General features: G+C 58.8%; 24 protein-coding genes, 1 tRNA gene and 2 pseudogenes. 12 read left to right on the forward strand and 15 right to left on the reverse strand.

Annotation, left to right across the window (positions count from 1 at the left end; translation table 11 throughout):
• The 4 genes from FDG13_RS16065 to FDG13_RS16080 all read right to left on the reverse strand — a co-directional run bounded on the left by FDG13_RS16065 (position 1) and on the right by FDG13_RS16080 (position 2,817).
• Entirely contained in the window at positions 1-531 is a 531-nt protein-coding gene (locus tag FDG13_RS16065; RefSeq protein ID WP_180130004.1) for a GNAT family N-acetyltransferase, read from the reverse strand.
• Between the two features lie 199 nt (positions 532-730).
• Positions 731-1,291 carry a hypothetical protein gene (locus FDG13_RS16070; RefSeq protein ID WP_180130007.1) on the reverse strand — a complete coding sequence of 187 codons (561 nt, stop codon included), beginning with the start codon at positions 1,289-1,291 and terminating at the stop codon, positions 731-733.
• A 10-nt stretch (positions 1,292-1,301) separates the two neighbouring features.
• Entirely contained in the window at positions 1,302-2,036 is a 735-nt protein-coding gene (locus FDG13_RS16075; protein ID WP_180130010.1) for an alpha/beta hydrolase, read from the reverse strand.
• Between the two features lie 166 nt (positions 2,037-2,202).
• Positions 2,203-2,817 (reverse strand): LysE family translocator, encoded by a 615-nt coding sequence (locus FDG13_RS16080; protein WP_180130014.1) that lies wholly within the window; start codon positions 2,815-2,817, stop codon positions 2,203-2,205.
• A 35-nt stretch (positions 2,818-2,852) separates the two neighbouring features.
• Here FDG13_RS16080 and FDG13_RS16085 point away from each other — a divergent pair, with 35 nt between their 5' ends.
• The 3 genes from FDG13_RS16085 to FDG13_RS16095 are packed head-to-tail and all read left to right on the forward strand — an operon-like array spanning position 2,853 to position 5,659.
• The gene (locus FDG13_RS16085; RefSeq protein ID WP_255435349.1) at positions 2,853-4,013 is read left to right on the forward strand and encodes a HAMP domain-containing sensor histidine kinase; all 1,161 of its coding nucleotides are present in this window, start codon (positions 2,853-2,855) and stop codon (positions 4,011-4,013) included.
• A gap of 21 nt (positions 4,014-4,034) precedes the next feature.
• The gene (locus FDG13_RS16090; RefSeq protein WP_180130023.1) at positions 4,035-4,565 is read left to right on the forward strand and encodes a response regulator; all 531 of its coding nucleotides are present in this window, start codon (positions 4,035-4,037) and stop codon (positions 4,563-4,565) included.
• Between the two features lie 35 nt (positions 4,566-4,600).
• Positions 4,601-5,659 carry an HD domain-containing phosphohydrolase gene (locus FDG13_RS16095; RefSeq protein WP_370528238.1) on the forward strand — a complete coding sequence of 353 codons (1,059 nt, stop codon included), beginning with the start codon at positions 4,601-4,603 and terminating at the stop codon, positions 5,657-5,659.
• A 25-nt stretch (positions 5,660-5,684) separates the two neighbouring features.
• On the opposite strand, the pseudogene FDG13_RS16100 reads toward FDG13_RS16095, so the two are convergent.
• Both FDG13_RS16100 and FDG13_RS21205 read right to left on the reverse strand, forming a co-directional pair.
• A pseudogene (locus FDG13_RS16100) lies at positions 5,685-5,966 on the reverse strand (ArsC/Spx/MgsR family protein); the annotation flags it as partial.
• Positions 5,967-6,182: 216 nt separating this feature from the next.
• Positions 6,183-6,314 carry a hypothetical protein gene (locus FDG13_RS21205; RefSeq protein ID WP_255435385.1) on the reverse strand — a complete coding sequence of 44 codons (132 nt, stop codon included), beginning with the start codon at positions 6,312-6,314 and terminating at the stop codon, positions 6,183-6,185.
• Positions 6,315-6,477: 163 nt separating this feature from the next.
• Between FDG13_RS21205 and FDG13_RS16105 the strand changes: the two genes are divergently transcribed.
• From FDG13_RS16105 to FDG13_RS16125, 5 genes are all read left to right on the forward strand, one after another.
• Entirely contained in the window at positions 6,478-6,873 is a 396-nt protein-coding gene (locus FDG13_RS16105; protein ID WP_180130031.1) for a hypothetical protein, read from the forward strand.
• 73 nt (positions 6,874-6,946) lie between these two features.
• The gene (locus tag FDG13_RS16110; protein ID WP_180130034.1) at positions 6,947-7,633 is read left to right on the forward strand and encodes an ABC transporter ATP-binding protein; all 687 of its coding nucleotides are present in this window, start codon (positions 6,947-6,949) and stop codon (positions 7,631-7,633) included.
• On the forward strand, positions 7,630-8,874 hold the full coding sequence (locus FDG13_RS16115; RefSeq protein ID WP_180130037.1) for an FtsX-like permease family protein: 1,245 nt from the start codon (positions 7,630-7,632) through the stop codon (positions 8,872-8,874). Before FDG13_RS16110 ends, FDG13_RS16115 begins: the two co-directional genes overlap by 4 nt.
• A gap of 40 nt (positions 8,875-8,914) precedes the next feature.
• On the forward strand, positions 8,915-9,649 hold the full coding sequence (locus FDG13_RS16120) for an outer membrane lipoprotein-sorting protein (protein ID WP_180130040.1): 735 nt from the start codon (positions 8,915-8,917) through the stop codon (positions 9,647-9,649).
• Entirely contained in the window at positions 9,646-10,971 is a 1,326-nt protein-coding gene (locus FDG13_RS16125; RefSeq protein WP_180130044.1) for a hypothetical protein, read from the forward strand. The genes FDG13_RS16120 and FDG13_RS16125 overlap by 4 nt, the downstream gene beginning before the upstream one ends.
• 172 nt (positions 10,972-11,143) lie before the next feature.
• On the opposite strand, the pseudogene FDG13_RS16130 reads toward FDG13_RS16125, so the two are convergent.
• The 7 genes and pseudogenes from FDG13_RS16130 to FDG13_RS16160 form a co-directional block, all read right to left on the reverse strand.
• Positions 11,144-11,739: pseudogene (locus FDG13_RS16130) on the reverse strand (NADPH-dependent FMN reductase).
• Entirely contained in the window at positions 11,717-12,136 is a 420-nt protein-coding gene (gene arsC, locus FDG13_RS16135) for an arsenate reductase (glutaredoxin) (protein WP_180130047.1), read from the reverse strand. The pseudogene FDG13_RS16130 and the gene arsC overlap by 23 nt, the downstream one beginning before the upstream one ends.
• Positions 12,137-12,138: 2 nt before the next feature.
• On the reverse strand, positions 12,139-13,176 hold the full coding sequence (arsB, locus tag FDG13_RS16140) for an ACR3 family arsenite efflux transporter (protein ID WP_218942804.1): 1,038 nt from the start codon (positions 13,174-13,176) through the stop codon (positions 12,139-12,141).
• Positions 13,177-13,228: 52 nt separating this feature from the next.
• Positions 13,229-13,729 carry an arsenate reductase ArsC gene (locus FDG13_RS16145; RefSeq protein WP_180130054.1) on the reverse strand — a complete coding sequence of 167 codons (501 nt, stop codon included), beginning with the start codon at positions 13,727-13,729 and terminating at the stop codon, positions 13,229-13,231.
• A gap of 19 nt (positions 13,730-13,748) precedes the next feature.
• Complete coding sequence (gene arsA / locus FDG13_RS16150) at positions 13,749-15,524, reverse strand: arsenical pump-driving ATPase (protein ID WP_180130057.1); 1,776 nt, start codon at positions 15,522-15,524, stop codon at positions 13,749-13,751.
• A 6-nt stretch (positions 15,525-15,530) separates the two neighbouring features.
• Positions 15,531-15,914 (reverse strand): arsenite efflux transporter metallochaperone ArsD, encoded by a 384-nt coding sequence (arsD, locus tag FDG13_RS16155; protein ID WP_180130063.1) that lies wholly within the window; start codon positions 15,912-15,914, stop codon positions 15,531-15,533.
• A 13-nt stretch (positions 15,915-15,927) separates the two neighbouring features.
• Positions 15,928-16,275, reverse strand: coding sequence for a helix-turn-helix transcriptional regulator (locus FDG13_RS16160; protein WP_180130069.1), 348 nt, complete (start codon positions 16,273-16,275; stop codon positions 15,928-15,930).
• Positions 16,276-16,493: 218 nt separating this feature from the next.
• On the opposite strand from FDG13_RS16160, the gene FDG13_RS16165 reads away from it, so the two are divergent.
• The 3 genes from FDG13_RS16165 (at position 16,494) to FDG13_RS16175 (ending at position 20,021) form a co-directional block, all read left to right on the forward strand.
• Positions 16,494-17,267 carry a sulfite exporter TauE/SafE family protein gene (locus FDG13_RS16165; protein ID WP_180130072.1) on the forward strand — a complete coding sequence of 258 codons (774 nt, stop codon included), beginning with the start codon at positions 16,494-16,496 and terminating at the stop codon, positions 17,265-17,267.
• Between the two features lie 163 nt (positions 17,268-17,430).
• Positions 17,431-18,063, forward strand: a complete 633-nt coding sequence (locus FDG13_RS16170; RefSeq protein ID WP_180130076.1) for a glutathione S-transferase family protein — start codon at positions 17,431-17,433, stop codon at positions 18,061-18,063.
• A gap of 38 nt (positions 18,064-18,101) precedes the next feature.
• Positions 18,102-20,021 (forward strand): PAS domain-containing hybrid sensor histidine kinase/response regulator, encoded by a 1,920-nt coding sequence (locus FDG13_RS16175; RefSeq protein ID WP_180130084.1) that lies wholly within the window; start codon positions 18,102-18,104, stop codon positions 20,019-20,021.
• A 44-nt stretch (positions 20,022-20,065) separates the two neighbouring features.
• Here the strand turns inward: FDG13_RS16175 and FDG13_RS16180 are convergent, their stop codons facing one another.
• Complete coding sequence (locus FDG13_RS16180) at positions 20,066-20,821, reverse strand: SDR family oxidoreductase (RefSeq protein ID WP_180130090.1); 756 nt, start codon at positions 20,819-20,821, stop codon at positions 20,066-20,068.
• A 37-nt stretch (positions 20,822-20,858) separates the two neighbouring features.
• A complete protein-coding gene (gene rnr, locus FDG13_RS16185; protein WP_218942768.1) occupies positions 20,859-23,120 on the reverse strand; it encodes a ribonuclease R in 2,262 nt (753 codons plus the stop codon).
• 49 nt (positions 23,121-23,169) lie between these two features.
• Here rnr and FDG13_RS16190 point away from each other — a divergent pair.
• Positions 23,170-23,254 (forward strand) — tRNA-Leu (locus tag FDG13_RS16190).
• The last annotated feature ends 50 nt before the right edge of the window (positions 23,255-23,304 follow it).

Genomic DNA, 23,304 nt, shown 5'->3' on the forward strand with positions numbered 1-23,304 from the left:
TTACTTCAGGTCGCGCTTGAAGCGGATCTCTTCAATCCGCGTCAGGCCCACCAGCACGGTTTTGATGCTGGTCATCTCGCGCTTGTAGCCGGCCATGTCAAAGAAGCGTAGCGCGCGCTCATAACCCAACGGCACCCAGGCGGTGACCTTGGTGCAGCCTTCGTCAATCAACGCGTCACGTGCGGCGTCCCACAACGCCAGGCCCACGCCCTGCCCCCAGTGGCTCGGGCGGGCGTACATGGACCAGATCTCTCCCATGGTGGCCGGGGTTTTAGGGTCGCGTGAGCGGTCAAACCCGACAAAACCCACCACCTCACCTTCGGCTACCGCCACCAACACCTGCGGGTCGGCAAACTCGATGGCTTCGCGCCAGTAGGCCTGGCTCTTTTTCAGGGAATCAAACTCCGGCATGGCTTCACCGGGAAACTGCGCCTTGAACGCGGCCTGGGCGGCAGCGGCCTGGATTTCGGCAATCACTTTGGCGTCGCGCTCTTTGGCGGGACGGACTTCAACTTCAATAGGTTCAGACATGCAAAAAAAGGCCGGGCATTTACCCGGCAAAGTTTCAAAAAGGAGCTGGATTGTCGCTGCTTGCGCACAAGCTGGCGGCAGAGCCCCTTGGCAGCCTGCACTTGTGAACCCGGTTGCTACAACTCAGATAGCTTCTGGACCAGTTAGAACAAGGGCTACAGGCCAAAATAACCCATAAATCCTGTCACCGATCCGGAGCTCAGGCCCACAGCTTCCACCAGCGGGCTTTGGGCTGCAGGTCAAGCAATTCGTCAAACGGCGTGTTGTCCAGCACCGGGTTGGACTCGTCGTGGCGAAAGCCGGTGAGCTCTTGGGCCAGCATCAGCGGCACATCCATGTGGAAGTGGCCTTCCAGGTTCTCACTGTCCTCGGGCTCCACGGTGACCAGCAAGTCATGGAACCGCTGCGGCACCCTACCCTGGCAAGACATGTTCTCGGGGTCAAGGTCTCCCTGGTGTTCAACACGCCAGATCAACTGGCCGTCTTGCCACAGCGCGGTCGACGCGTAGTTGACATGTTCTTCCAACGCGCAGGCCACCAAGCGGCAACCCGCTGACAGCGTCGACAAGCTTGGCGACAAACCAATACGGTGGTCACACCGACCAGCCATCACCAAGAACCAGTCTGCCAACAAGCCATGGCTGGCGATGCCCTTGAACGGGTAACTGCAAGTGTTGCCGGTGTGTTTGAGGCCCAGACGTGACAAAGCGTCTTCGGCAGAAAGTCCTTGCACCGCAACCCAGCTTAAAGAAACACCCATGGTGTATGGCTCAGGTTGGGGATCTGTGACTACCCTGCTGGCACAGCGCGGCGATGGCGGTGTAAGCGTCTTCACGGGCCTGTGGCTCGCGTGCATAGTGCTCACTGAGTTGGTGGCTAGCCCGGTGGATGATGTGGTGCTGGCTGCTGGCGCTCTTGCTGGCGCAGGTCAAGTAGGTGTGCGGGATCTCGGGCGGCACCACGCAGTCTTCTTCTGCCGATATCACCAGTAGGTGGCCGGTGTAATCGGCCACCAGATCAAACGCATCTGAATCCACCCAACTGTCGGGTGTGCGCAGGATCTGGCTGAACTGCGGCCCAAACGGCACCTGGTAGGCCTGGGTGGCATAAGCCGCCGGAATGGCCAGACACAGGCGCGGCACACCCAACTGGGCAGCGGCCTTGACCGCCACATAAGCACCCATACTGAAACCCACCAGCGCCAGCGACTCGGGCGCCAGCCCTTGCGATTGAACAATGGTGATCACCTGCAACACCCGCTCCTCCAGCGTGGTGCCCAGCTGGGCGCCCCCGGTGCGGCCATGACCCACCGCGTCAAAAGCGATGGTCTCGATGTGGCGGGCATGTAAAAAGCGACGCAGTTCGCCAAAACCCTCAGCGGCGGAAGTTCCACCACCATGCAGCACCAGCGCCGTCTGCGTGGCGCCGGATGGCGTGTACCGGCTGCCACGCAGCAGCGAGCCTTGGAACGGCACTTCGAAATCGACAGCCTCCCCGCTCAGCATGGCGGGTTTTGGTTTAAACGGCGACACAGGCAAGCGGTGGCGCCTGCAAAAATACTATCTAAAACATAGCTCATGGTGCTGATTGGATAAGGGCTACAGGCAAAAATACGATCTATTGATCTTGCCCCGACTTTACATGGACCAGGGTGCCCGGCAGAACTGCCCATCACTGCTCGCTGGTCGCCAGCCTGGCGCCCAAGGCGGCAAACACCGCCGCAAAGCTGTAACGCAGCCAGCGCTGCACACGCTGCGATTCAATGACGATCTTTCGGAATGCATGTGCAACAACGCCATAGGCTACAAAAACGCCAAACGTCATGGCCATGAACACGGCGCTGAGCACCAGCATCTGCACCAGGGGCGCTGGCCCTGTGGCTTGCACAAATTGCGGTAAAAAAGCCAGGAAGAAAATTGTCAACTTCGGATTCAAAATGTTCAGCAAAAAGGCCTTGGTCACCAAGCCACTGGCCGATGTTTTTGACATGCTTCCATCCACCGCAAAAGCCGATTTGTCCCGCCAGGTGGCGTAGGCCACATACAGCAGGTAAACGACACCGGCGTACTTCAACACCTGGAACGCTAGCGCACTGGTGTGCATCACCGCCGCCAGGCCAAGAATGGTGGCCAACAGGTGCGGCACGATCCCGGCGGTGCACCCCAAAGCCGCATACACGCTGGCCTTGCGCCCTTGGACTAGGCCGGTGGATACCGTGTAAACCACACCGGTGCCGGGGATCAGCACAACGATCAGCGAGGTGATCAGGAATTCAAGGGAGATCATGCTTGAGTGCCTCAGGTTAAAAAAACAAGGTCACACTGAACTGCTCGGCTGCGGCCAGGCTTGGGCATAACCATGCGTACCTGGAATGGTTCGGGCGCGAACCTGCTGCCATGCTCGGCGTGAGCATGCAGGATTTGTTGGGTGAACAAGTGTTCGCTTTGAACGAACCCTATATCCGAGCTGCGCTGCGCGGCGAGTTGCAGCACTTCGAGCGCACCTTGACCAAAGCCGATGGATCAATTGGGTATGCACTGGCAAGTTACATACCGGATGTTTTTGAAGGGAAAGTGCGCGGTTTTCACGTGCTTGTGACCGATGTTTCAGATATCAAACAGGCAGAGTTGAGGATGGCGAGTTTGAATCGGGAACTCGAAATAAAGCGCCAGGAAGCAGAACGTGCTACACAGGCCAAAAGTGAGTTTCTCTCCAACATGAGTCATGAGATTCGCACGCCCATGAATGGTGTGCTCGGTCTGGCTTACCTTCTGTCCAAGGCAGAACTGCCGAACGAGGCGACCCAACTGGTGCGCAAGCTCCAGAGCTCGGGGCTAACGCTGCAGCGTATCCTGGATGACATACTGGATTACGCCAAAATCGAAGCCTCGGGTATGACACTGGAGATGGCCGAATTTGACCTTCTGGACATGATCAACAACGTCTCGGTCATGATGGAGGCATCGGCTGCAGCCAAGAACCTGGAGCTGGCCATTTCGCCCCCGCTGTTTGGCATGAACCATTTGATCGGGGACCAAGTCCGCTTGAGTCAGGTCGTCATGAATCTGGTGGTGAATGCCATCAAGTTCACAAAAAGCGGATTTGTTGCGTTCCGCATTTCATGCCTCAAAAAGGATGATGCTGAAATCACTCTCCATTTTGAAGTGGAGGATTCGGGTATTGGTGTGAGCCAAGAGCAAATAGACAAGCTTTTTGTCCCGTTTCAGCAGGCCGACGTATCCACCACGCGCCAATTTGGCGGCACCGGGCTGGGTTTGTCGATCAGCAAACGCCTGCTGGAGATGATGGGCAGTACCTTGCAGGTGCAAAGTGAACTTGGGCAAGGGAGCCGGTTTTACTTTGATGTGACATTCAAACGGGGGACAACAAGAGATGCGTTGACCATTGAACTCAGAGGCCTGAGTGTCGTGATTGCCGATGACAGCGAGGTCTCCCGCGATGCGCTGCGGGCCACAGCCTAGAGCCTGGGCTGGAAACCCTATGTGGTGGCGGACGGTGCGGCAGCAGTGAAACTTGTGACGCAGCAGGCACAGCGCCCGACGACAGAACTGGTCATTGTTCTGGACTGGCAAATGCCTGAAATGGATGGTCTGGCAGCCGCACGTGTGATTCACGAACACATGTCCGGTACACAGGGCCCCATCATTGTGGTTGCAACGGCCTTCTCTCGTGAGGAGCTGATCGCGCACCCGGATATCCGTTTTACCGATGCGGTGCTGACAAAGCCCGTGACAGCGTCTGTGTTGTTTGACGCTGTCGCGACCGCCTACAAGAAGAAAATAGGCATGACAACGGTCCTATCACCCGCAACTGCCCGGCGCCTGAACGGTCTGCGCATGCTGGTGGTGGACGATAGTGAAGTCAACCGTGAAGTAGCCTCGCAGATTTTTGAAGGTGAAGGCGCCCATGTTGCTCTGGCAGAAGATGGCCAGCAGGCCTTTAACTGGCTGATGCAACACGCCATGGAGGTGGACGTGGTGTTGATGGAAAGCCCAGTTACGCAAAGTCAGTGAGGCTGTCGAGTGTTTTGATTTCCACACCGCTGAAAATGAACTTCGTGTTTTGGCAAAAACACTGCAGATCGAATGGGAGCAGAAAGATGACTAGTGGCCCAATCCTGATCGTTGATGATGAACCACAAAATTTGGCCGTATTGCGGCAAATTCTGTCGCCGCAATACAAGCTGATCTTTGCGACCAATGGGATGGATGCCTTGGCAGCGGTGGCCAAGTTCAAACCCTGCCTGATTTTGTTGGATGTCAACCTGCCCGGTATGTCAGGTTACGAGGTATGTGAAACCTTGCAAAAAGATTCGACGAATACACACATGCCGGTGATTTTTGTGACAGCCTTGTCCGAAGTGGGGCAAGAGTCCAAAGGGTTTGCGGTGGGGGCAGTTGACTATATTGTTAAACCGGTCAACCCTGACATTGTGCGAGCCCGTGTGAAAACACAGCTGTCACTGGTTCGCACGGCTAAGCTTGAAAAAAGCTACCGCGATGCCATTGCCATGCTGGGCGAGGCGGGACACTACAGCGATGCAGACACAGCGGAGCACGTGTGGCGTATGTCGGCCTATGCCGGGGCCATTGCACAAGGCGTGGGGCTGCCAGACGACGAATGCAGACTCATTGAAGATGCTGCACCTCTGCACGACACCGGGAAAATTGGTGTCCCTAGCGCCATTCTGCGCAAGCCCGGCCCGCTTGATGAGGCCGAGTGGGCTGTGATGAAGACCCATCCCTACATCGGGTGGAAGATTCTGAGCCGCAGTGATGCCCACGTGTTTCAGGTATCTGCAGAGATCGCCTTGGGGCACCACGAAAAATGGGATGGCAGCGGCTATCCTCGCCACATCAAGGGTGAATCCATCCCTCTGGTGGCCCGCATTGTGGCTGTTGCCGACGTGTTTGATGCTTTAAGCACCAAGCGCCCCTACAAGGAGGCTTGGCCTTATGAAAAGTGTCTGGCTCTGATTCGTGACAGTTCGGGCCAACACTTTGATCCCAAGATCGTCCAGGTCTTCCTGGATATCCAGCCTCGAATTCTGGACATCAAGGCCAAGTGGGACCATATCGCTGCAACATCACAACAGTGCGTTGTTTAGACTGTTCGTGGAGGGCCAAAGGATGTCAGACACGGTTGCCCTTGTCATCAATCACTTTCTCACCGTCTTCCTTGGTAAACGCGCCTTGCTGCGGGTTGGGCAGGATGTCCAGCACCACTTCGCTGGGGCGGCACAGCCGGGTTCCCAAAGGTGTCACAACCACCGGGCGGTTGATCAAGATCGGATGCGCCAGCATGAAGTCCATCAGTTGCGCATCGGCCCACTGGGGGTCGGCCAGGCCTAACTCGTCGTAGGGCGTGCCTTTTTCTCGCAGCAGTGCACGGGTGGTGATCCCCATGGCAGAAATTTTGCAAATGGTTGCCGACGCGTTGGTGGCCGCCGGGGGGCCGGGGCGTTGACCATATGGATGGACTGGGTCTGGCTTGACCCAGTGGTGAGTCTGCTCATCGCCGCGATCATTCTTTGGGGCACCTGGGACTTGTTCAAACAGAGTCTGCACTTGCTGTTTGACGGTGTGCCTGACAGCGTGGACACGCTGGAGGTACGCAAACTCTTGCTGGCCCTAGCCGTGCTGCACATTGGCCTGACCGCAGTAGCAGGTGTCGACCACCAGCATGTTCACCTGCCCCAGCACCTTGAGGCAGGGCACCCGCTTTTTGGAGACGGTCAGCGCGGCATCTTCAGATCCACGCATGCAGCTCGTTTTGTAACCCACTGTAACGCCAGTCAGACGTGCAACACGGTGATGCAAATCTGCCCTTTTGGCGCAACACCGCGTTGACACAAGCGCGCTCAAATTGGACTCAGAGATGCAGACAAGACATGCACCCCAACTTGTTCACCTGAAGGAGTCCATCATGACAACCTCAATCGCTTTCAAAACCATCGCGATCGCCACCACATTGGCCGCGGCATTATCTGCATCGGTACTGGCCCAAAATGGACCCGCCGCCGCGCCAGGAACAGGCATGAGCATGGGGCCTGGTACAGGCCAAATGGGTACCGGCACACGGGGTATGCGTGGCATGCGCTTTGACAGGACCAATACCCCTGGCTGGACGCTGATGACCGCAGAGGAACGCACGACCCATCAAACCATGATGCGTGCGGTCAAGACCTATGACGAATGCAAGGCCTTGCAGACTGAACAACACGCCGCCATGGAAGCCCGCGCCAAAGATAAAGGGATCACACTCAAAACCTCACGGAAAAACGCTTGTGATGTCATGAAAACGCGTGGGTTCATCAAATAAGCCGGGATGGGTCTGAAGCCCAGCCCCCCACATGAAAGCACACCGCCGTGAAGCTCATGCAAGAAAGCACAACATGTCATTAATACAAGCCATCAACATCACCAAGAGCTACCGCATGGGCGACCAAGACGTGGCAGCCCTGAGGGGCATCAGTTTTGAGATTGGCGAGGGTGCCTTTGCCGCATTTGTCGGCCCGTCGGGCAGTGGCAAATCCACTTTGCTGAACCTGCTCGGCTGCCTGGACCATCCCAGCAGCGGCACGTTGCGGGTGCATGGCACCGACATCAGCACTTTGTCGCGTAGCGCCGCGGCCACCTTCCGGGGTGAACACCTGGGTTTTGTGTTTCAGGACTTCAACCTGGTGCCGGTGCTCAGTGCTTATGAAAACATCGAATACCCGTTGCTAATGGTGCGCGGCTGGAGTGAGGCCAAGCGCCGCGAGCGGGTCAACACCATGATCGCTGCAGTGGGCATGACCGAACAAGCCCACAAGCGGCCTGACCAGCTCTCAGGCGGGCAAAAGCAGCGGGTGGCAGTGGCCCGCGCCCTGGTGGGCGAGCCCAAACTCGTGTTGGCCGACGAACCCACGGCCAACCTCGACCATGACACCGCCTACAAGGTGCTCAACCTGATGAAGACCATGCGCGACAACTTTGGCACCAGTTTCATCTTTTCCACCCACGACCCCAAAATCATGCATGAAGCCGAGCAGACCTTCACGCTGGAAGATGGTCGCCTGACCCAAGGAGCCGCAGCATGACCTCAACCCTGAAACTGGCGCTGCGCAACTTGCTGCGCTACCAGCGCCGCACCTTGCTGACCGCCCTGCTGATCATGCTCGGCGTGGTGGCGCTGCTGCTGTTTGTGGCGGCTGCTGGATCGTTCAAACAGACCATGGTCGGGTCGATCACCGACAGCATGCTGGGCCATCTGCAAGTGCACCGCAAAGGCTACACCGCCTCCATGGACAACCTGCCGCTGACCATGAGCCTGCAGCCCAAGGCGGTGGGTTCGATAGAAGAGATTCTCAAAGCTGATCCAGCCGTGCTGGCCTACTCCAAGCGCGTCAAGCTGGGTGCCATGTTCAGCAACTTTGCCGAAAACAGCAATATCCGTCTCAACGGTATTGATGCCGCTGCCGAAGACGCCGCTGTGCCCGCCTTGCGCCAGCGCATCAGCGATGGCAACAAGACCGGGCTACTGGTGGAACCAGGCAAAGTGCTGGTCCCTGAGTTGCTGGCCCGTGGCATGAAGGTCAAGGTGGGTGACTCGGTGGTGCTGGTGGCCACCAACGCCTCGGGTTCAGTGAATGGCAAGACCTTTGTCGTGGGCGGCATTCTGGAGGGCATTACCGGCCCGGGTGGACGCGATGGTTATATCGACATCAAGGATGCCCGTGAACTGCTGCGTATGGACAAAGAAGAAGTGATGGAAGTGGCGGTGCGACTCAAAGACATCAGCACCCTGTCCGTCGCGCAGAAACGCCTGAATACGGCCCTGGACACCATTCGCAACAAGGAAGACAAACCCGCCACCGAATTACACACCTGGGCGGAGCTGTCACCGTTTGCCAATATCGTCAAGATGATCGACTTGATGACCTTCTTTATCCGCATCATGCTGGTAGCGATTGTGCTGGTGAGTGTGATGAACGTGATGCTGATGGCGGTGTATGAGCGCATTCGTGAAATCGGCACACTGGCCGCCATTGGCACCCAGCCGCGCAAACTGATGGCCATCTTTTTGAGCGAAGGTCTGCTGCTGGGTCTGGCCGGTGCACTGGCGGGTGTGGCCCTGAGTTACGCGGTGGTGGTCGCCCTCAATCTCTGGCCGGTGGTGTTCAGCTTTGGCCGTGAGCAGATCACCCTGCATCCCACGCTGGTTGGCGTGGAGGTCTTGAGCGTGCTCGGATTGGCGGTGCTGGTGTCGGGTTTGGCAAGTCTGCAGCCAGCTTGGCGGGCTGCCCGCATGGACCCGATTCAGGCACTGCGTCATGTCTGACACTTTGGATAAATGACACCATTTGCGAAACCCCAACATCATGAAACTGCTCAAAACTTTTATCCTGACCGCGCTGTGCGCCCCCTTGCTGGCTTTTGCCGTGGACGGCGTAGCCATCCTCAAAAAACTTGACCGCAACCTGGAGCCCGAGTCGTACGAGAGTTACCGCAAGCTGATCAACATCGAGCCCAACGGCAACAAAAAAGAATTTGTGCTGTATTCAGTCAAAAAAGGCAAAGACCAGACGGCCAGCCTGTTCCTGCAACCCAGCAGCGACAAGGGGCGCAGCACCTTGCGCCAGGGTGACAACATGTGGATGTACCTGCCCAATGTGGGCAAACCCATGCGCATCACCAGCCTGCAGTCGGTGACCGGTGGTGTGTTCAACAACGCCGACATCATGCGGCTGGACTATGCGCAGGAGTACGACGTGAGTTCGGTGGATGAAACCGACCAGCTCTACACTCTGAACCTCAAAGCCAAAACCGGCGAAGTGGCCTATGACAAACTGAAGATGACGGTGGACAAAAAGCTCATCCTGCCCATCGACATTGAAGCCTATGCCAGCAGTGGCATGCTGCTGAAAACCCTGCATTTCAAAGACATCAAGGACTTTGGCGGCGGCATCAAGCGCCCAGCCACGATCGAGACCGACAGCCCGCTTTACAAAGACTACAAATCGGTGATGCTGTACTCGGGTTTAAAGAAGCGTGACTTTGCCGACGAGGTATTCACCCAGGGCTTCATGTCCCGGTTAGAAGAGTTACGCAAGTGAATGCGTCGCGTGGCAACCGGTGCAAGCTGGCGGGTGTGTTGCTGGCTTTGACCGGATTGTTGTCCAGCCCGGCCTGGAGCCAGTCAGCCAGCGCCCAAGAGTTCAGTTTTGACGCCTCAGAGTTTGAGAAAAAAACCTTTGAGTTTTCTGGCTACCTGGAACAAAAGGAGGAACTGCTCCAGCTGCGCGGTGACAGCGCGGCGTTTAAGCTGGCCTACCCTGGCGAGCCAGCGCGCGCTGAGCTGCTGCGCAGCACCAGCACGTTGGAGCTCAGTGGCAAGCTCAACCTGGGCGACTTTGTGCTGGATGCACGCACCCAGGGCAGTTGGGCCAACGATGCCCTGGTCAGCACCCCCAAAGACCTGGCTGTGATGGAAGGGGGCCTGCGCTGGAGCGCCAGCCCCGGTTTGACGTTCGATATCGGCAAACGCGTGCAGCGCTGGGGCAAAGGTTATGCCTGGAGCCCGGTTGCGATGGTCGAACGGCCCAAGGACGCCAATGACCCGGCCACCTCGCGCGAGGGTTTTGTCATGGCCAGCGGCGAATGGACCAAAACCCTGAGCGGCCCCATCTCGACCATCAGCTTCACCGGCCTGCTGTTGCCCACCGACGGCAACTTAAACAGCGACTTTGGCAAGTCCAATGACCTGAACCCTGCGGCCAAGCTCTACCTGCTGGCCTGGGACACGGATGTGGACCTGATGTGGCGTGCCAAGGGTGCCCGCCCCGAGAGCTTTGGCGTAGATTTTTCGCGCAACCTCAGCCCAGCGCTGGAAATCCATGGCGAATGGGCGCGCACGCTGGGAGCCACACGCACCACGGTGAGTGCCAGGGGTGCAACCAGCAGCCAGCAGGTCGATGTGGACTCTTTTTTGGTGGGGCTGCGCTACCTGACAGCCGGTGAGGTGACCTGGATTGCCGAGTACTACCGAAACGGTGCCGGTTACGAGCACCCAGAGATGCAAACGTATTTCCAGTTTCTGGATGCCGCTCTGGCTGCCAATGCACCCGCAGCGATGCTCAGCAAGGCGCGCAGCGTGGCCCAATCCGGTTATGGCCGCCCCAACCCGGCGCGCGACTATCTGTATGTGAAAGCCAGTGTCAGCGAGCCTTTTGGTTGGGTCTATGGTGCCGCGTCCATCACCACCATGATCAATTTGAATGACCACAGCTACCAAATCACGCCAGAACTCAGCTACACCGGCTTTGCCAACTGGGAACTCCGCGCACGGCTGATGCAGCTGAGTGGCCAGGCACAGACAGAGTTCAAAGAAAAAACCTCTAGCGCACGTCTGGAGGTCTATGCACGCTATTATTTTTGATAGATTTGGGTGAGCGGATAAAAAAACACAACGAACCCTACGCCGCTTTTAAGTGCTCTACTTTCTGACGTTGTCATGAAGCAAGGTCAGGTCAGAGTATTGGGTGTCCACAATGATGTCGTAGCGAATGGATAGCCTTGTGGGAGGGCCGGTCAGCTTGAGCCACCCGTGTCTACATGACCCTCTGAGTGACCCGCTTGGACAATTCCTCTGCCATTTCCTTGCGCTCGCTGTAGCGATCCACCAGGTACGGCGACACATCGTGTGTCAGCAGTGTGAACTTGACCAGCTCTTCTATCACGTCCACCACGCGATCAAAGAAGGCGGACGGCTTCATGCGGCCCGCTTCGTCAAATTCAGCACAGGCTTTGGCCACAGAGCTTTGGTTGAGGATGGTGACCATGCGCATCTGGTTGACCGCATTAAATGACTGCGAACCGCCGCTCACTTCCATCACTGCTAGCGTCTTGCCTTGGGTTGGCCGCACGGCACCTTGGGGTGGCTTTCAGGGGCACCATCAGGTTGTGGAAGGCCTGCGGGTTCAAAGACCCTGACCTCGGCGCCCATGGTCTGCAGCAACCGGGCTGCTTCCAAGGTCAGGAGCTTGCTGTAGGAACGCTCCCGCAACGACCCATAGAGCATCAAAATCCGTGGCGGATGCGTGGATACCTTGGCTGGCTGCAATGACGCTTGACCTGGAATCTGGAAAGACGATGCTTCCAGGTTGTTGGAGGGCCAAAGGATGTCAGACACGGTTGCCCTTGTCATCAATCACTTTCTCACCGTCTTCCTTGGTAAACGCGCCTTGCTGCGGGTTGGGCAGGATGTCCAGCACCACTTCGCTGGGGCGGCACAGCCGGATTCCCAAAGGTGTCACAACCACCGGGCGATTGATCAAGATTGGATGCGCCACCATGAAGTCCACCAGTTGCGCATCGGTCCACTGGGGGTCGGCCAGGCCTAACTCGTCGTAGGGCGTGCCTTTTTCTCGCAGCAGTGCACGGGTGGTGATCCCCATGGCAAAAATCAAGGCCTGCAGCGTGGCCTTGTCAGGCGGGGTTTTCAGGTACTCGATAACTTCGGGCTCCACGCCAGAATTGCGGATCAAGGACAGGGTGTTGCGGGAGGTACCGCAGGCAGGATTGTGGTAGATGGTGATAGTCATCGTCAATTCCTTTGCAAGGCGGAGCCACGTTCGTACCACCCCTTAGAGCGGTTCACAATATTCACCACCAGCAGCATCACCGGCACCTCAATCAACACGCCCACCACGGTGGCCAGCGCGGCGCCGGAGTTGAAGCCAAACAGGCTGATGGCTGCGGCCACGGCCAGCTCGAAGAAGTTGCTGGCGCCAATCAAGGCTGACGGGCAAGCAATGGCGTGTTTTTCACCCACCGCACGGTTCAACCAATAGGCCAGGCCGGAGTTGAACACCACCTGGATCAGGATCGGCACGGCCAGCAGGGCAATGATGAGTGGCTGCTTCAGAATCGCCTCGCCCTGGAACGCAAACAGCAGCACCAATGTGGCCAGCAGTGCGGCAATAGACCACGGGCCTATCTTTTCCATGGTGGCGTCAAAAGCGGCCTGGCCTTTTTTGAGCAAAACCTTGCGCAGCCCCTGCGCCAGCAGCACCGGGATCACGATGTACAGCGCCACCGAGATCAGCAGCGTGTCCCAGGGCACGGTAATGCTGGACAGGCCCAGCAAAAAAGCCACCAACGGGGCAAAAGCCACCACCATGATGCTGTCGTTAAGCGCCACCTGGCTCAGGGTAAACAACGGGTCACCCCCGGTGAGGCGGCTCCAGACAAACACCATGGCAGTACAGGGCGCAGCGGCCAGCAGAATCAGCCCGGCCACATAACTGTCGATCTGGTCGGGCGGCAGCCACGGCGCAAACAGCGTGCGGATGAACAACCAGGCCAGAAACGCCATGCTGAACGGTTTGACCAGCCAGTTGACAAAGAGCGTGACACCAATGCCTTTGAGGTGCTGGCGCACCTCGTGCAGGGCTGAGAAGTCCACCTTGAGCAGCATCGGGATGATCATCACCCAGATCAGAGCGCCCACCGGCAGGTTGACCTGCGCCACTTCCATTCGGCCAATGGCCTGGAACAGCCCCGGAAAGAGCTGGCCCAGTCCAATGCCGACCACGATACACAAGGCCACCCAGACCGAGAGAAAACGCTCGAACACACTCATGGACGCACCGGCGGCGCGTTTGCCAGTCACTTCACATTGCGCACTCACGAGCTTATTCCTTGCTCAGCTCACGCGCGGAGCTTTGCAGCATGGTTTTCTCCAGCTTGGCGATCGGCAGGCTGATGAGCAACTCCAGCCGACGCTTGAGCAGGTGCAGGGTCTGGCGGAAGGCTTCGAGCTTTTGCGCGTCGCTGCCGTCACCGGCGGACGGGTCGGGGTAACCCCAGTGAGCAGTGGCAGGCTGGCCGGGCCAGTAGGGGCAGACCTCGCCAGCGGCGTTGTCACAGACGGTGATCACCAAATCCATGTGCGGCGCATCGGGCTTACCAAATTCGTCCCAGCTTTTGCTGGACAGGCCGTCGGTGTTGATACCTGCCTGGCGCAACACCTGCAGGCCCAAGGGGTTGGGCTGCTGGTTCTCACGCGGGCTGCTGCCAGCTGAGAAACCCTTGAAACGGCCGCGGCCAATGTGGTTCAGGATGGCTTCGGCCAGGATGCTGCGGGCAGAGTTGTGGGTGCACAAAAACAGGACGTTCAGGGCTTTGTCGGACATATCAAATTCCAGAGGTGGGTTAAACAAATTCGGTGAAGTTAGCAGCCATGTGTGACAGTCGTTCTACACCCACCGGCTCTTCTGTGAGGAGCGGCACCAGCGCATAGCGGCTGGCATGGTGCATGGCCACGGCTTCAATCTCACGCAGTTCGTTGTGGGCCCGCTGGCGCAACAAGGGTGAGCTGACCTGGGCTGCGGCCACGCTGTTGTTGATGACCCAGGCCCAGGGCTCAATCCCGGCTCGGCGCAGGTCGGCCTGCAAGTTGGCGGCTTCCAGCACCGGTGTGGTCTCGGCCAGGGTCACGATCAGCACCTTGGTTTGTGTTGGGTCTTGCAGCTGCATCATCGGGGTGGTGAAGTGGCCTTGGCTGCCCATTTGGCGCACCACATCGCGGTGGTAGGCGCCAGTGGCGTCCAGCAGCAGCAGAGTGTGGCCGGTGGGCGCGGTATCCATCACCACAAACTTTTTGCCCGCCTCACGGATCACGCGCGAGAAGGCCTGGAACACCGCAATTTCTTCGGTGCACGGAGAGCGCAGGTCTTCTTCGAGCACCGCGCGGCCAGCGGCATCAAGCTTGGCGCCTTTGCTGGCGAGCACCTGGACGCGGTAGGCCTCGGTGACCTCATGTGGGTCGATGCGACTCACGGTCAGATGTTCCAGCGTGCCGTGCAAGGTGTCCATCAGGTGGGCAGCGGGGTCCGAGGTGGTCAGGTGCACTGGGTAACCGCGTTGGGCCAGCGCCACCGCCACCGCAGCGGCGAGCGTGGTTTTGCCAACACCGCCCTTGCCCATCAGCATCACCAGGCCATGGCCTTCAACCGCGATGTCATCCACCAAAGACGACAGATTGGGCGCGTTGAAAGCGGGCGCCTGGGGTAACACAGCCTGTGGAACGGGCCCTGCGGCGTCGGGAGTTCCCAGCAGTTGGCGCAAGGCAGGCAGGCCAACCAGGTTGAAGGCTTTGAGGCCAATCTGGTCGACTGGCAAGTGGCGCAAGGCCTCAGGCAGCTTGGCCAGCGCCGCCTGCTCGCGGTTCACAATGGCTTGGGCCAGCGGGTCGTGGCTGGCTTGTGCTGCCGGAAACACACCGTTGATCACCAGGTACTGTTTGGTGAGGCCAATACCCGCCAGCTCGTCGTGGGTGCGCGCCGCTTCTTTTAATGTAGCTAACTGCGCCCGTGCCACAAGGACAAAACGGGTTTTTGATGCATCAGCCAGGGCATCGACAGCGGCCTTGTACTGGGTGCGCTGTTTTTCCAGCCCGGCCAAGGGTCCCAGGCATGAGGCGTCACCTTTGCCCGCTTCCAGAAAACCGCTCCAGGCGCCGGGCAGCTGCAACATCCGGATGGTGTGACCGGTGGGCGCGGTGTCAAACACGATGTGGTCAAAAACCTGGGTGAGCACGCTGCTGACCAGCAAGCCGGTGAACTCGTCAAACGCGGCAATCTCGGTGGTGCAGGCGCCTGAGAGCTGTTCTTCAATACCTTTGACGATAGCCTCAGGCAACACACCACGCACCGGTCCCACAATGCGGTCGCGGTAAGCTTGGGCAGCAGCTTGCGGGTCGATTTCCAGGGCGCTCAAGTTGGGCACCTCAGCCACGGTCGTGATCTGGTTGCCGATGGTGATGCCAAACACCTGGCCCACGTTGGACGCCGGGTCGGTGCTGACCAGCAGCACCCGCTGGCCTGCTGCGGCCAGTTCAATGGCGGTGGCGCAGGCGATAGAGGTTTTGCCCACACCGCCCTTGCCGGTGAAGAACAAGAAGCGCGGGGGGTGGTCGAGGAATTGCATAACTGTTCAGCAGCAGGCGCCGCCCGAGCAACAGCCACCCGTCTTGACCGCAGCTGGCTCAGCAACGGCAGCCACCGCAGTCGGGGCCGGGTTGCCGAGCCAACGGACCAAATCAGCACGATCGGGGTAACGCCCAGCAAACGCCACCTCACCGTCGACCAGGGTGATGGGCAAAGCAGCCTCACCCGAGCGCTCCAGCAAACCCTTGACTGCGGCGTTGTCGGCAAACGCCATGGGCTGCTGGGCCAGGTTAAAGCGCTCGATGAACAAGCCTTGTTGTTTGGCCCAGTCCACATCGGCAGAAAAGTTGACCAGAGCCTGGTCCACATCGGTGCCACATACGCCGCTGCTGCAACACAGGGCGGGGTCAAAAACTTGTACTTGGGTCATGTTGGTGTGTCCTTCAGGGTTGGGGCAAAACATGGGGGGCGGTGATGGGGGTGCAGAGTTCCTCGCACAACTCCGGGTGGCCCGCGCAGCACTCGGCGGTCAGGTAAGCAATCAGGTCGTGCATCAGGCCCATGTTGGCGCGGTAGCGCTGAAAGCGCCCTTCTTGCACCACGTTCACCAGTTGCGCATGGGTCAGCGCCTTGAGGTGAAACGACAGGTTGGTGGGCGGGGTGTTCAGCGCCGCACCAATCTCGCCAGCGACCAGGCCGATTGGCCCGGCCTTGACCAGCAAACGGTAGGCATCCAGACGCACGCCAGATGACAGCGACTCAAAAACGGTGATGGCCAGTGATGTATCCATGACTTCAATAATACAACAATTGTTGAACTATTGAAATTACAAACCATCCCACCACCAACTCAAGATCAAAACTTGGCCACAGCCGAGTGAAGCCCCAACAAGTCATCAGGGACAATACGACTTTGTAATTATTTTTTAACTCGGCTGGTGATGGTGTTCGTGTTGTTGTCCTGTGGGATCGGCCCGGTCATTGTTCCGGGCCTGAAGCAACGCACAAGATGATCACCGAACTCTATTTCCTGCTGCCACTGACCTTTGTGGCCGCCATGCTCAACGCGGCAATTGGCGGCGGTGGTCTGGTGCTGATTCCGGGCATGCTCACGCTGTTCCCCGCAGCCGCGCCCGCCACCTTGTTTGCCACCGAAAAATGTGCCTCGGTGGCTGGTATGGCTACTGCCGCCACCCAGTACGCCCGGCGCATCAAGCTGCCCTGGGGCCTGCTGCTGTTAACGGCGTCCACCGCCTTTTGTGGCGCCCACTTTGGCGCCCGCGCCATTGCCACCCTGCCCAGCACCTGGATCAAACCGTTTGTAGTGGTGCTGCTGGTGGTGATGCTGCTCTACACCTGGTTCCGGCCGGACTTTGGCAAACAGGACGCAGACATCCCGGTCACGCGCAACGACAAGGTGCGTGGTGTGTTGATTGGCACCGCCATCGGTTTTTATGAAGGCTTTTTTGGCCCCGGCGCGGGCAGTTTCCTGATCTTCTTGTTTGTGCGGGTTTTCCACTTTGACTTCATGCGCGCCACGGCCTGTGCCAAGGTGGTCAACATGGCAACCAATCTGGGCGCACTGGCGTTTTTCATTCCGAACGGGTTTGTCAGCTTCAAGCTGGCCATCCCGATGGCGGTGGCCATGATTGCGGGCTCGTTTGCTGGCAGCCACTTGGCCATGAAAGGCGGCAACCTTTGGCTGCGCCGGATTTTCCTGGTGCTGGTGATTGGTTTGCTGGCCAAACTGGTCACAGACCTGCTGCGCACCCAGTTTCTGTGAGCACCACTGCTTGCACCCGAGTGCCGCGCAAATGCTGAACATCGCCCCGTCTTGTGGGGGATGCGGGCTTGGACCCATGGGTTTGAGGGTCGATACCGGGTGACATAATTCCTTGGGCGGACCCACCACGAGGCTGTTTCACATCTACCAATCAAGGGGTTTCATGAAGCTTTACCAGTTTCCAGTCAGTCACTACAGCGCCAAGGTCCACATCACACTGCTTGAAAAAGGGCTGAAGTTCGAGGCCCCCGAACTGAGCTGGGCCTACCTGAAATCACCGGAATTTCTGGCCATCAACCCGATGGGCAAGGTGCCTTTTTTGCAGGATGGGGATTTTGGCATTGGCGAGTCAGAGGTGATTGTTGAGTACCTCGAAGAGCGTTACCCACAACCCGCCATGTTGCCAGCCGGCATGGAGGCCCGCGCACGTTGCCGCTGGTTGTCGCGTTTTCACGATATGTACCTGGGCCCCCAGCTGAGCACCTTGTACTTTGCACTGTCTGATGGTCGCGCCGCCCAGCCCGGGTTTCAGGTCGAGGTGGATCGTTTGCACCAGCTGATCGCCATTTTGGAGGGGCAAATTGCGCCCGCGCCGTTTTTTCTGGGTCAACAGTTCACGCTGGCCGATGCGTCTTACGCGGTGTCTTACCTCTACATTGGCAAACTCTCCAGCGCCCACGGCAAGCCGGTGGCGACCTCGGCCATGCCGCGCCTGGCCGCGTGGTTTGATGCGGTCAAGTCGCGCCCCTCTGTCGCCCCGGTGCTGGCGGCCACCGAGGCCGCTTTGGCCCAGTGAGGCCACACTGGCACAGTCGCAGACTCTGACTCCAGACGATGGCCGCCCTCCTGCCCTACAGTGCACTTGACAGCTTTCACTGGTCAGACACCCCCATGTGGGTGTTTGACATGCTGCACCAGCGCATGTTGTGGGCCAACCCGGCCGGAGTGGCGTTCTGGAAAGCCGATTCACTCGAAGAGTTTCTGGCCCGGGATTTTGCTGACCTGTCAGAGGCGACCGTCACGCGCAACCAGGTGGTGATGGCCGAACATGCCGCGGGCCGTACCGCGCGGGCGCAGTGGACGGTTTACCCCAAGGGTCATCCGGTGACCTTTAACGCACACAGCATCGGCGTTGAACTTGCCGACGGCAGCGTCGCCATCCTGTACGAAGCCCATTCGCCCTCCCTGAGTCTGGACCCGGCGGTGCTGCGTGGTGTGGAGGCCATGCAACACACCTCGGTGCTGATTGCGCTGTTCAGCCGCAGCGGAAGCGCAGTGATGCGTAATCCGGCGGCTGTGCGGGCCTTCGGCGCGGTGGACCCCGGCGCCGAGCAGGACGATTTTCAGGCCATGTTCGCCGAACCGGAGACCGCGCAAACCATTCACAAGCAGCTGAACCAGGGCAAGAGCTACAGCTGCGAAATCCAGCTGGCGACCTTGAACGGCATCCGCTGGTATGGCATGGATGCGCGTTTGGTGCCCGACCCGGTGACCGGCGCGCCCCTGATCCTGATCAATGCCCGCGACATCAATGAACTCAAAACGATGCAGGTTGAGCTGCAACGTGCCACGCAGGCGGCCCTGGCGGCCAACGTGGCCAAGTCCCAGTTCCTGGCCAACATGTCGCATGAGATACGCACCCCCATGAACGGCGTCATGGGCATGACACGGCTGCTGATGGAGACCCCACTCAGCGCCGAGCAGCAGGACTATGCACGTGACATTGCCCAGTCGGGTGAATCGCTGTTGGCCATCATCAACGATATCCTGGACTTGTCGAAGATCGAGGCCGGACACATGACCTTTGAACAACATCCGTTCAAGGTGACTGAGATGGTGGATGCGGTGCTCTCGGTCCTCAAAGAACGGGCGCGCGAAAAAGGCATCGATCTGGCGGTTGACATCACACCAGCGGCCCATGTGACCTTTGTGGGTGACAGCCTGCGTATCCACCAGGTGCTGCTCAATCTGGCCGGCAACGCGGTCAAGTTCACAGAAGAGGGGGAAGTCCGTCTGAGTGTCTCGCGACTGGACCATGGCCTGCGTTTTGAAATCAGTGACACCGGCATTGGCATTGCGCCCTCTGAGCGTGGTCGGTTGTTCTCGAACTTCAGCCAGATTGACGCGTCTACCTCTCGCAAATATGGCGGCACTGGTCTGGGCCTGGTGATCTGCAAACGCCTGGTCGAGGGCATGCAGGGCCGTATTGGCTTGGCAGAGGACCGACCCGCAGGCAGTTTGTTCTGGTTTGAACTACCGCTTCTGCCCCAGTCAACCACACCCACAGAGGTCAGCTTGACGCAAGACAAAGCAGCACCCTTTCAAGCGTCAACACCACCAGCCACCAAACACACTGGCGCTACAAGCCCTGCAACTGCCCCCGCCCGCAGCGGGCGCATCTTGTTGGTCGAAGACAACAAAATCAACCAGAAGCTGGTGTTGACGCTGCTTCAACGCATGGGTTACACGGTTGACCTGGCTGAAAACGGCCTTCAGGGTGTGACAGCCGCTGACAAACAGCCCTACGCCCTGATCCTGATGGACATGCAGATGCCGGAAATGGATGGCCTGGAAGCGACCCGTCACATCCGCCGTGGCAACGGTGTCAACAGCCAAAGCCCCATCGTTGCCCTGACCGCCAACGCCATGCTGGCCGACCAGAACGCCTGCCGCGAAGCGGGCATGAACGATTTCCTGACCAAACCCTTCAACAGCGCAACGCTGGTCGCCTGTTTGGAACGCTGGATCATCTAACTGGCCCGGAAAGACCAGGCCTCCAGCAAGCGACTTACTCTGGCTCAGCCACGGCCCACAAAGGGCATGTTGGTGGCCATCACGGTGTGGAACAACACATTGGCGCCCACAGGTAAATTGGCCATGTACAACACCGATTGGCCAGCGATGGCCACATCCATCACCGGCTCCACCGCAGTCTGGCCATTGGCCTGCAAAATGCCCGCCTGCATGCGCTGGGCCATCTCGGTGGCGGCGTTGCCGATGTCGATCTGACCCACGGCAATGTTGTACTTGCGCCCATCGAGCGCAGCGGACTTGGTCAGCCCACTCACCGCATGTTTGGTGGCGCTGTAGGCCACCGAGTTGGGCCGCGGTGTGGTCGCGGCGATCGAGCCGTTGTTGATGATGCGCCCACCCTGAGGGGTTTGCGCCTTCATCACCCGAAAGGCCTGGCGAAGGCACAAAAACATGCCGGTCAGATTTACATCCACCACGCCCTGCCACTGGTCCAGCGTCAGGTCTTCCAGCAACACCGCCGGGGCGCTGATCCCGGCGTTGTTGAACAACACATCCACCCGGCCAAACTGGCGCACCGTGGTGTCAAACAGGGCCAGCACCGAGGCTTCATCCGTCACATCCGTCGGTACCACCAGACAACGCTCTGGCGCGCCACCCTGCTGTGCCACCTCAGCCAGCAGCGGCTCACGCCGCCCCGCCAGCACCACGCGGTAACCGTCTTGCAACAAAGCCAATGCTGCCGCCCGGCCAATGCCGGAGCCGGCACCCGTGACCACAGCCACTCTAAAATTCTCAGTCATAACATTTATATAGCGAACAATGCTTGATGGATAAGGGCTAGCGCCTATTTTTGCGACTTTTATCCCTAGACTTGCCAGCCACCGGCGCACGCCGCGTCGTTTTGGCCGCCGCAGAAGGCTTGGGTGAACGCGCCAAGGGTTCCGAAATTTTGCGGCTGCGTCGGCCTGTGGGCGCGCCATCCAGGTCCGACTCAAATACAGCGCGCTCGTTGCTCTCACCCTTGTCCTTGAGTGCGCGCGCCACCAGCGCCTCACCTTCCTGCACCAGACGGAAATCAATCCGCCGTCCGTCCAGATCCACCCGGCTGACCTGCACACGAACACGGGTTCCGAGTGCATAACGCAAACCGGTGCGTTCACCGCGCAACTCCTGGCGTGCCTCGTCAAAGCGGTAGTACTCACCACCGAGTTCGGTGATGTGCACCAGGCCTTCGACATACATCGCATCCAGCGTGATGAACAGGCCAAAACTCGTCACCGAGCTGACCACACCCGAGAACTCCTCACCCAGGTGCTCACGCATGTACTTGCACTTGAGCCAGGCCTCCACATCGCGGCTGGCTTCGTCGGCACGGCGCTCGTTGGCGCTGCAATGCAGGCCCGCAGACTGCCAGGCGAGCATGTCGGCGCTGAGTTTGCGCGGTTTCTGACCAGGTTCAGCCACCTTGGAAGCCAGGTTTTTCTCCAGCCGTTTGGACAGCTTGGCGTGGGCTTCACCCGGTGTTGGCAACACGGGCAAGACGTATTTGGTCTTGGCCAGAATCGCCTTGATGACGCGGTGCACCAACAGATCGGGGTAACGCCGGATCGGGCTGGTGAAGTGGGTATAGGCCTCAAACGCCAGACCAAAGTGGCCGCTGTTGACGGGTGTGTAAATCGCCTGCTGCATCGAGCGCAACAACATCGAATGGATCTGCGCAGCATCGGGCCGGTCTTTGGTGGCGTTGGCAATCGCCTGGAACTCACCAGGCGACGGATCGTCGCTGATGGTCAGGCCGACACCGGTCACCTTCAGGTAGTTGCGCAACACCTCTTTTTTCTCGGGTGTCGGGCCTTCGTGCACACGGAACAGGCCGGCTTGTTTGCCCTGCGCAATGAAGTCAGCGCTGCAGACGTTGGCGGCCAACATCGCCTCTTCGATCAGCTTGTGGGCGTCATTGCGGGTGCGCGGCACAATTTTTTCGATGCGGCCCACTTCGTCACAGACGATCTGAGTTTCCACCGTCTCGAAGTCCACCGCACCACGGCGCACGCGCGACTTGAGCAAGGCACGGTACACATCATGCAGATGGATCAGGTCATCAATCCGGTCCTTGCGTTTGAGCGCTTCCGGGCCACGGGTGTTGGCCAGAATCGCTGCCACCTCGTTGTAGGTGAAACGCGCGTGGCTCCACATCACGGCCGGGTAAAACTGGTAGGCAGTGACCTCGCCATCTTCGGAGACCACCATGTCGCAAACCATACACAGGCGTTCCACCTCAGGGTTGAGGGAACACAGGCCATTGGAGAGTTTCTCGGGCAGCATCGGAATGACTCGGCGCGGGAAATACACGCTGGTGGCACGGTCGTAGGCATCTATGTCGATGGCCGACCCGTTTTCCACATAATGGCTCACGTCGGCAATCGCCACCAGCAAGCGCCAACCGGGGGTGGCCGCCCTGCCCTTGCCGATCTTGGTGGGTTCGCAGTAGACGGCATCGTCAAAGTCACGGGCGTCTTCGCCGTCGATGGTGACCAGCGGCACATCGGTCAGATCAACCCGCTTGAGCTTGTCCTGCGGTCGCACCTTGTCGGGCAAGGCACGGGCCAGCGCCATACAAGCCTCGGAAAACTCATGTGGCACGCTGTACTTGCGCACAGCGATCTCGATCTCCATGCCGGGGTCGTCAATTTCCCCCAACACTTCTTTCACGCGTCCAACTGGCTGGCCGAACAGTGCGGGCGGCTCGGTGAGTTCCACCACCACCACCTGACCAGCGCGTGCGGCACCGGTGGCGGCCTTGGGGATCATGATGTCCTGGCCGTAACGTTTGTCCTCGGGGGCGACGATCCAGATGCCGCTCTCATGCAACAAGCGGCCAATGATGACCTGGTTGCTGCGTTCAACAATCTCGACCACCCGACCCTCAGGGCGACCTTTGCGGTCACTGCGCACGATGCGAACCTTGACACGGTCCTTGTGCAGCACCGCACGCATCTCGTTGGGCGGCAGATAGATGTCAGCCTCTCCATCGTCACGGGTCACAAAACCATGGCCATCACGATGACCTTGAACAATTCCTTCAACTTCTTCCAGCAATGCGCTGGTTTGCTTAATATTTTTGATATACTTCTCTCTTTCCTGAAATGCCCAGGTGGCGGAATTGGTAGACGCACTAGTTTCAGGTACTAGCGAGTAACTTCGTGGGGGTTCGAGTCCCTTCCTGGGCACCAAATGTAAATGAAATCTGGTTGATTTCGATGACACCAACCAGATGTTTTGA

Origin of the sequence: Rhodoferax sp. BLA1 (genome assembly GCF_013416775.1) — a bacterium.
Classification (GTDB): Bacteria; Pseudomonadota; Gammaproteobacteria; order Burkholderiales; family Burkholderiaceae_C; genus Rhodoferax.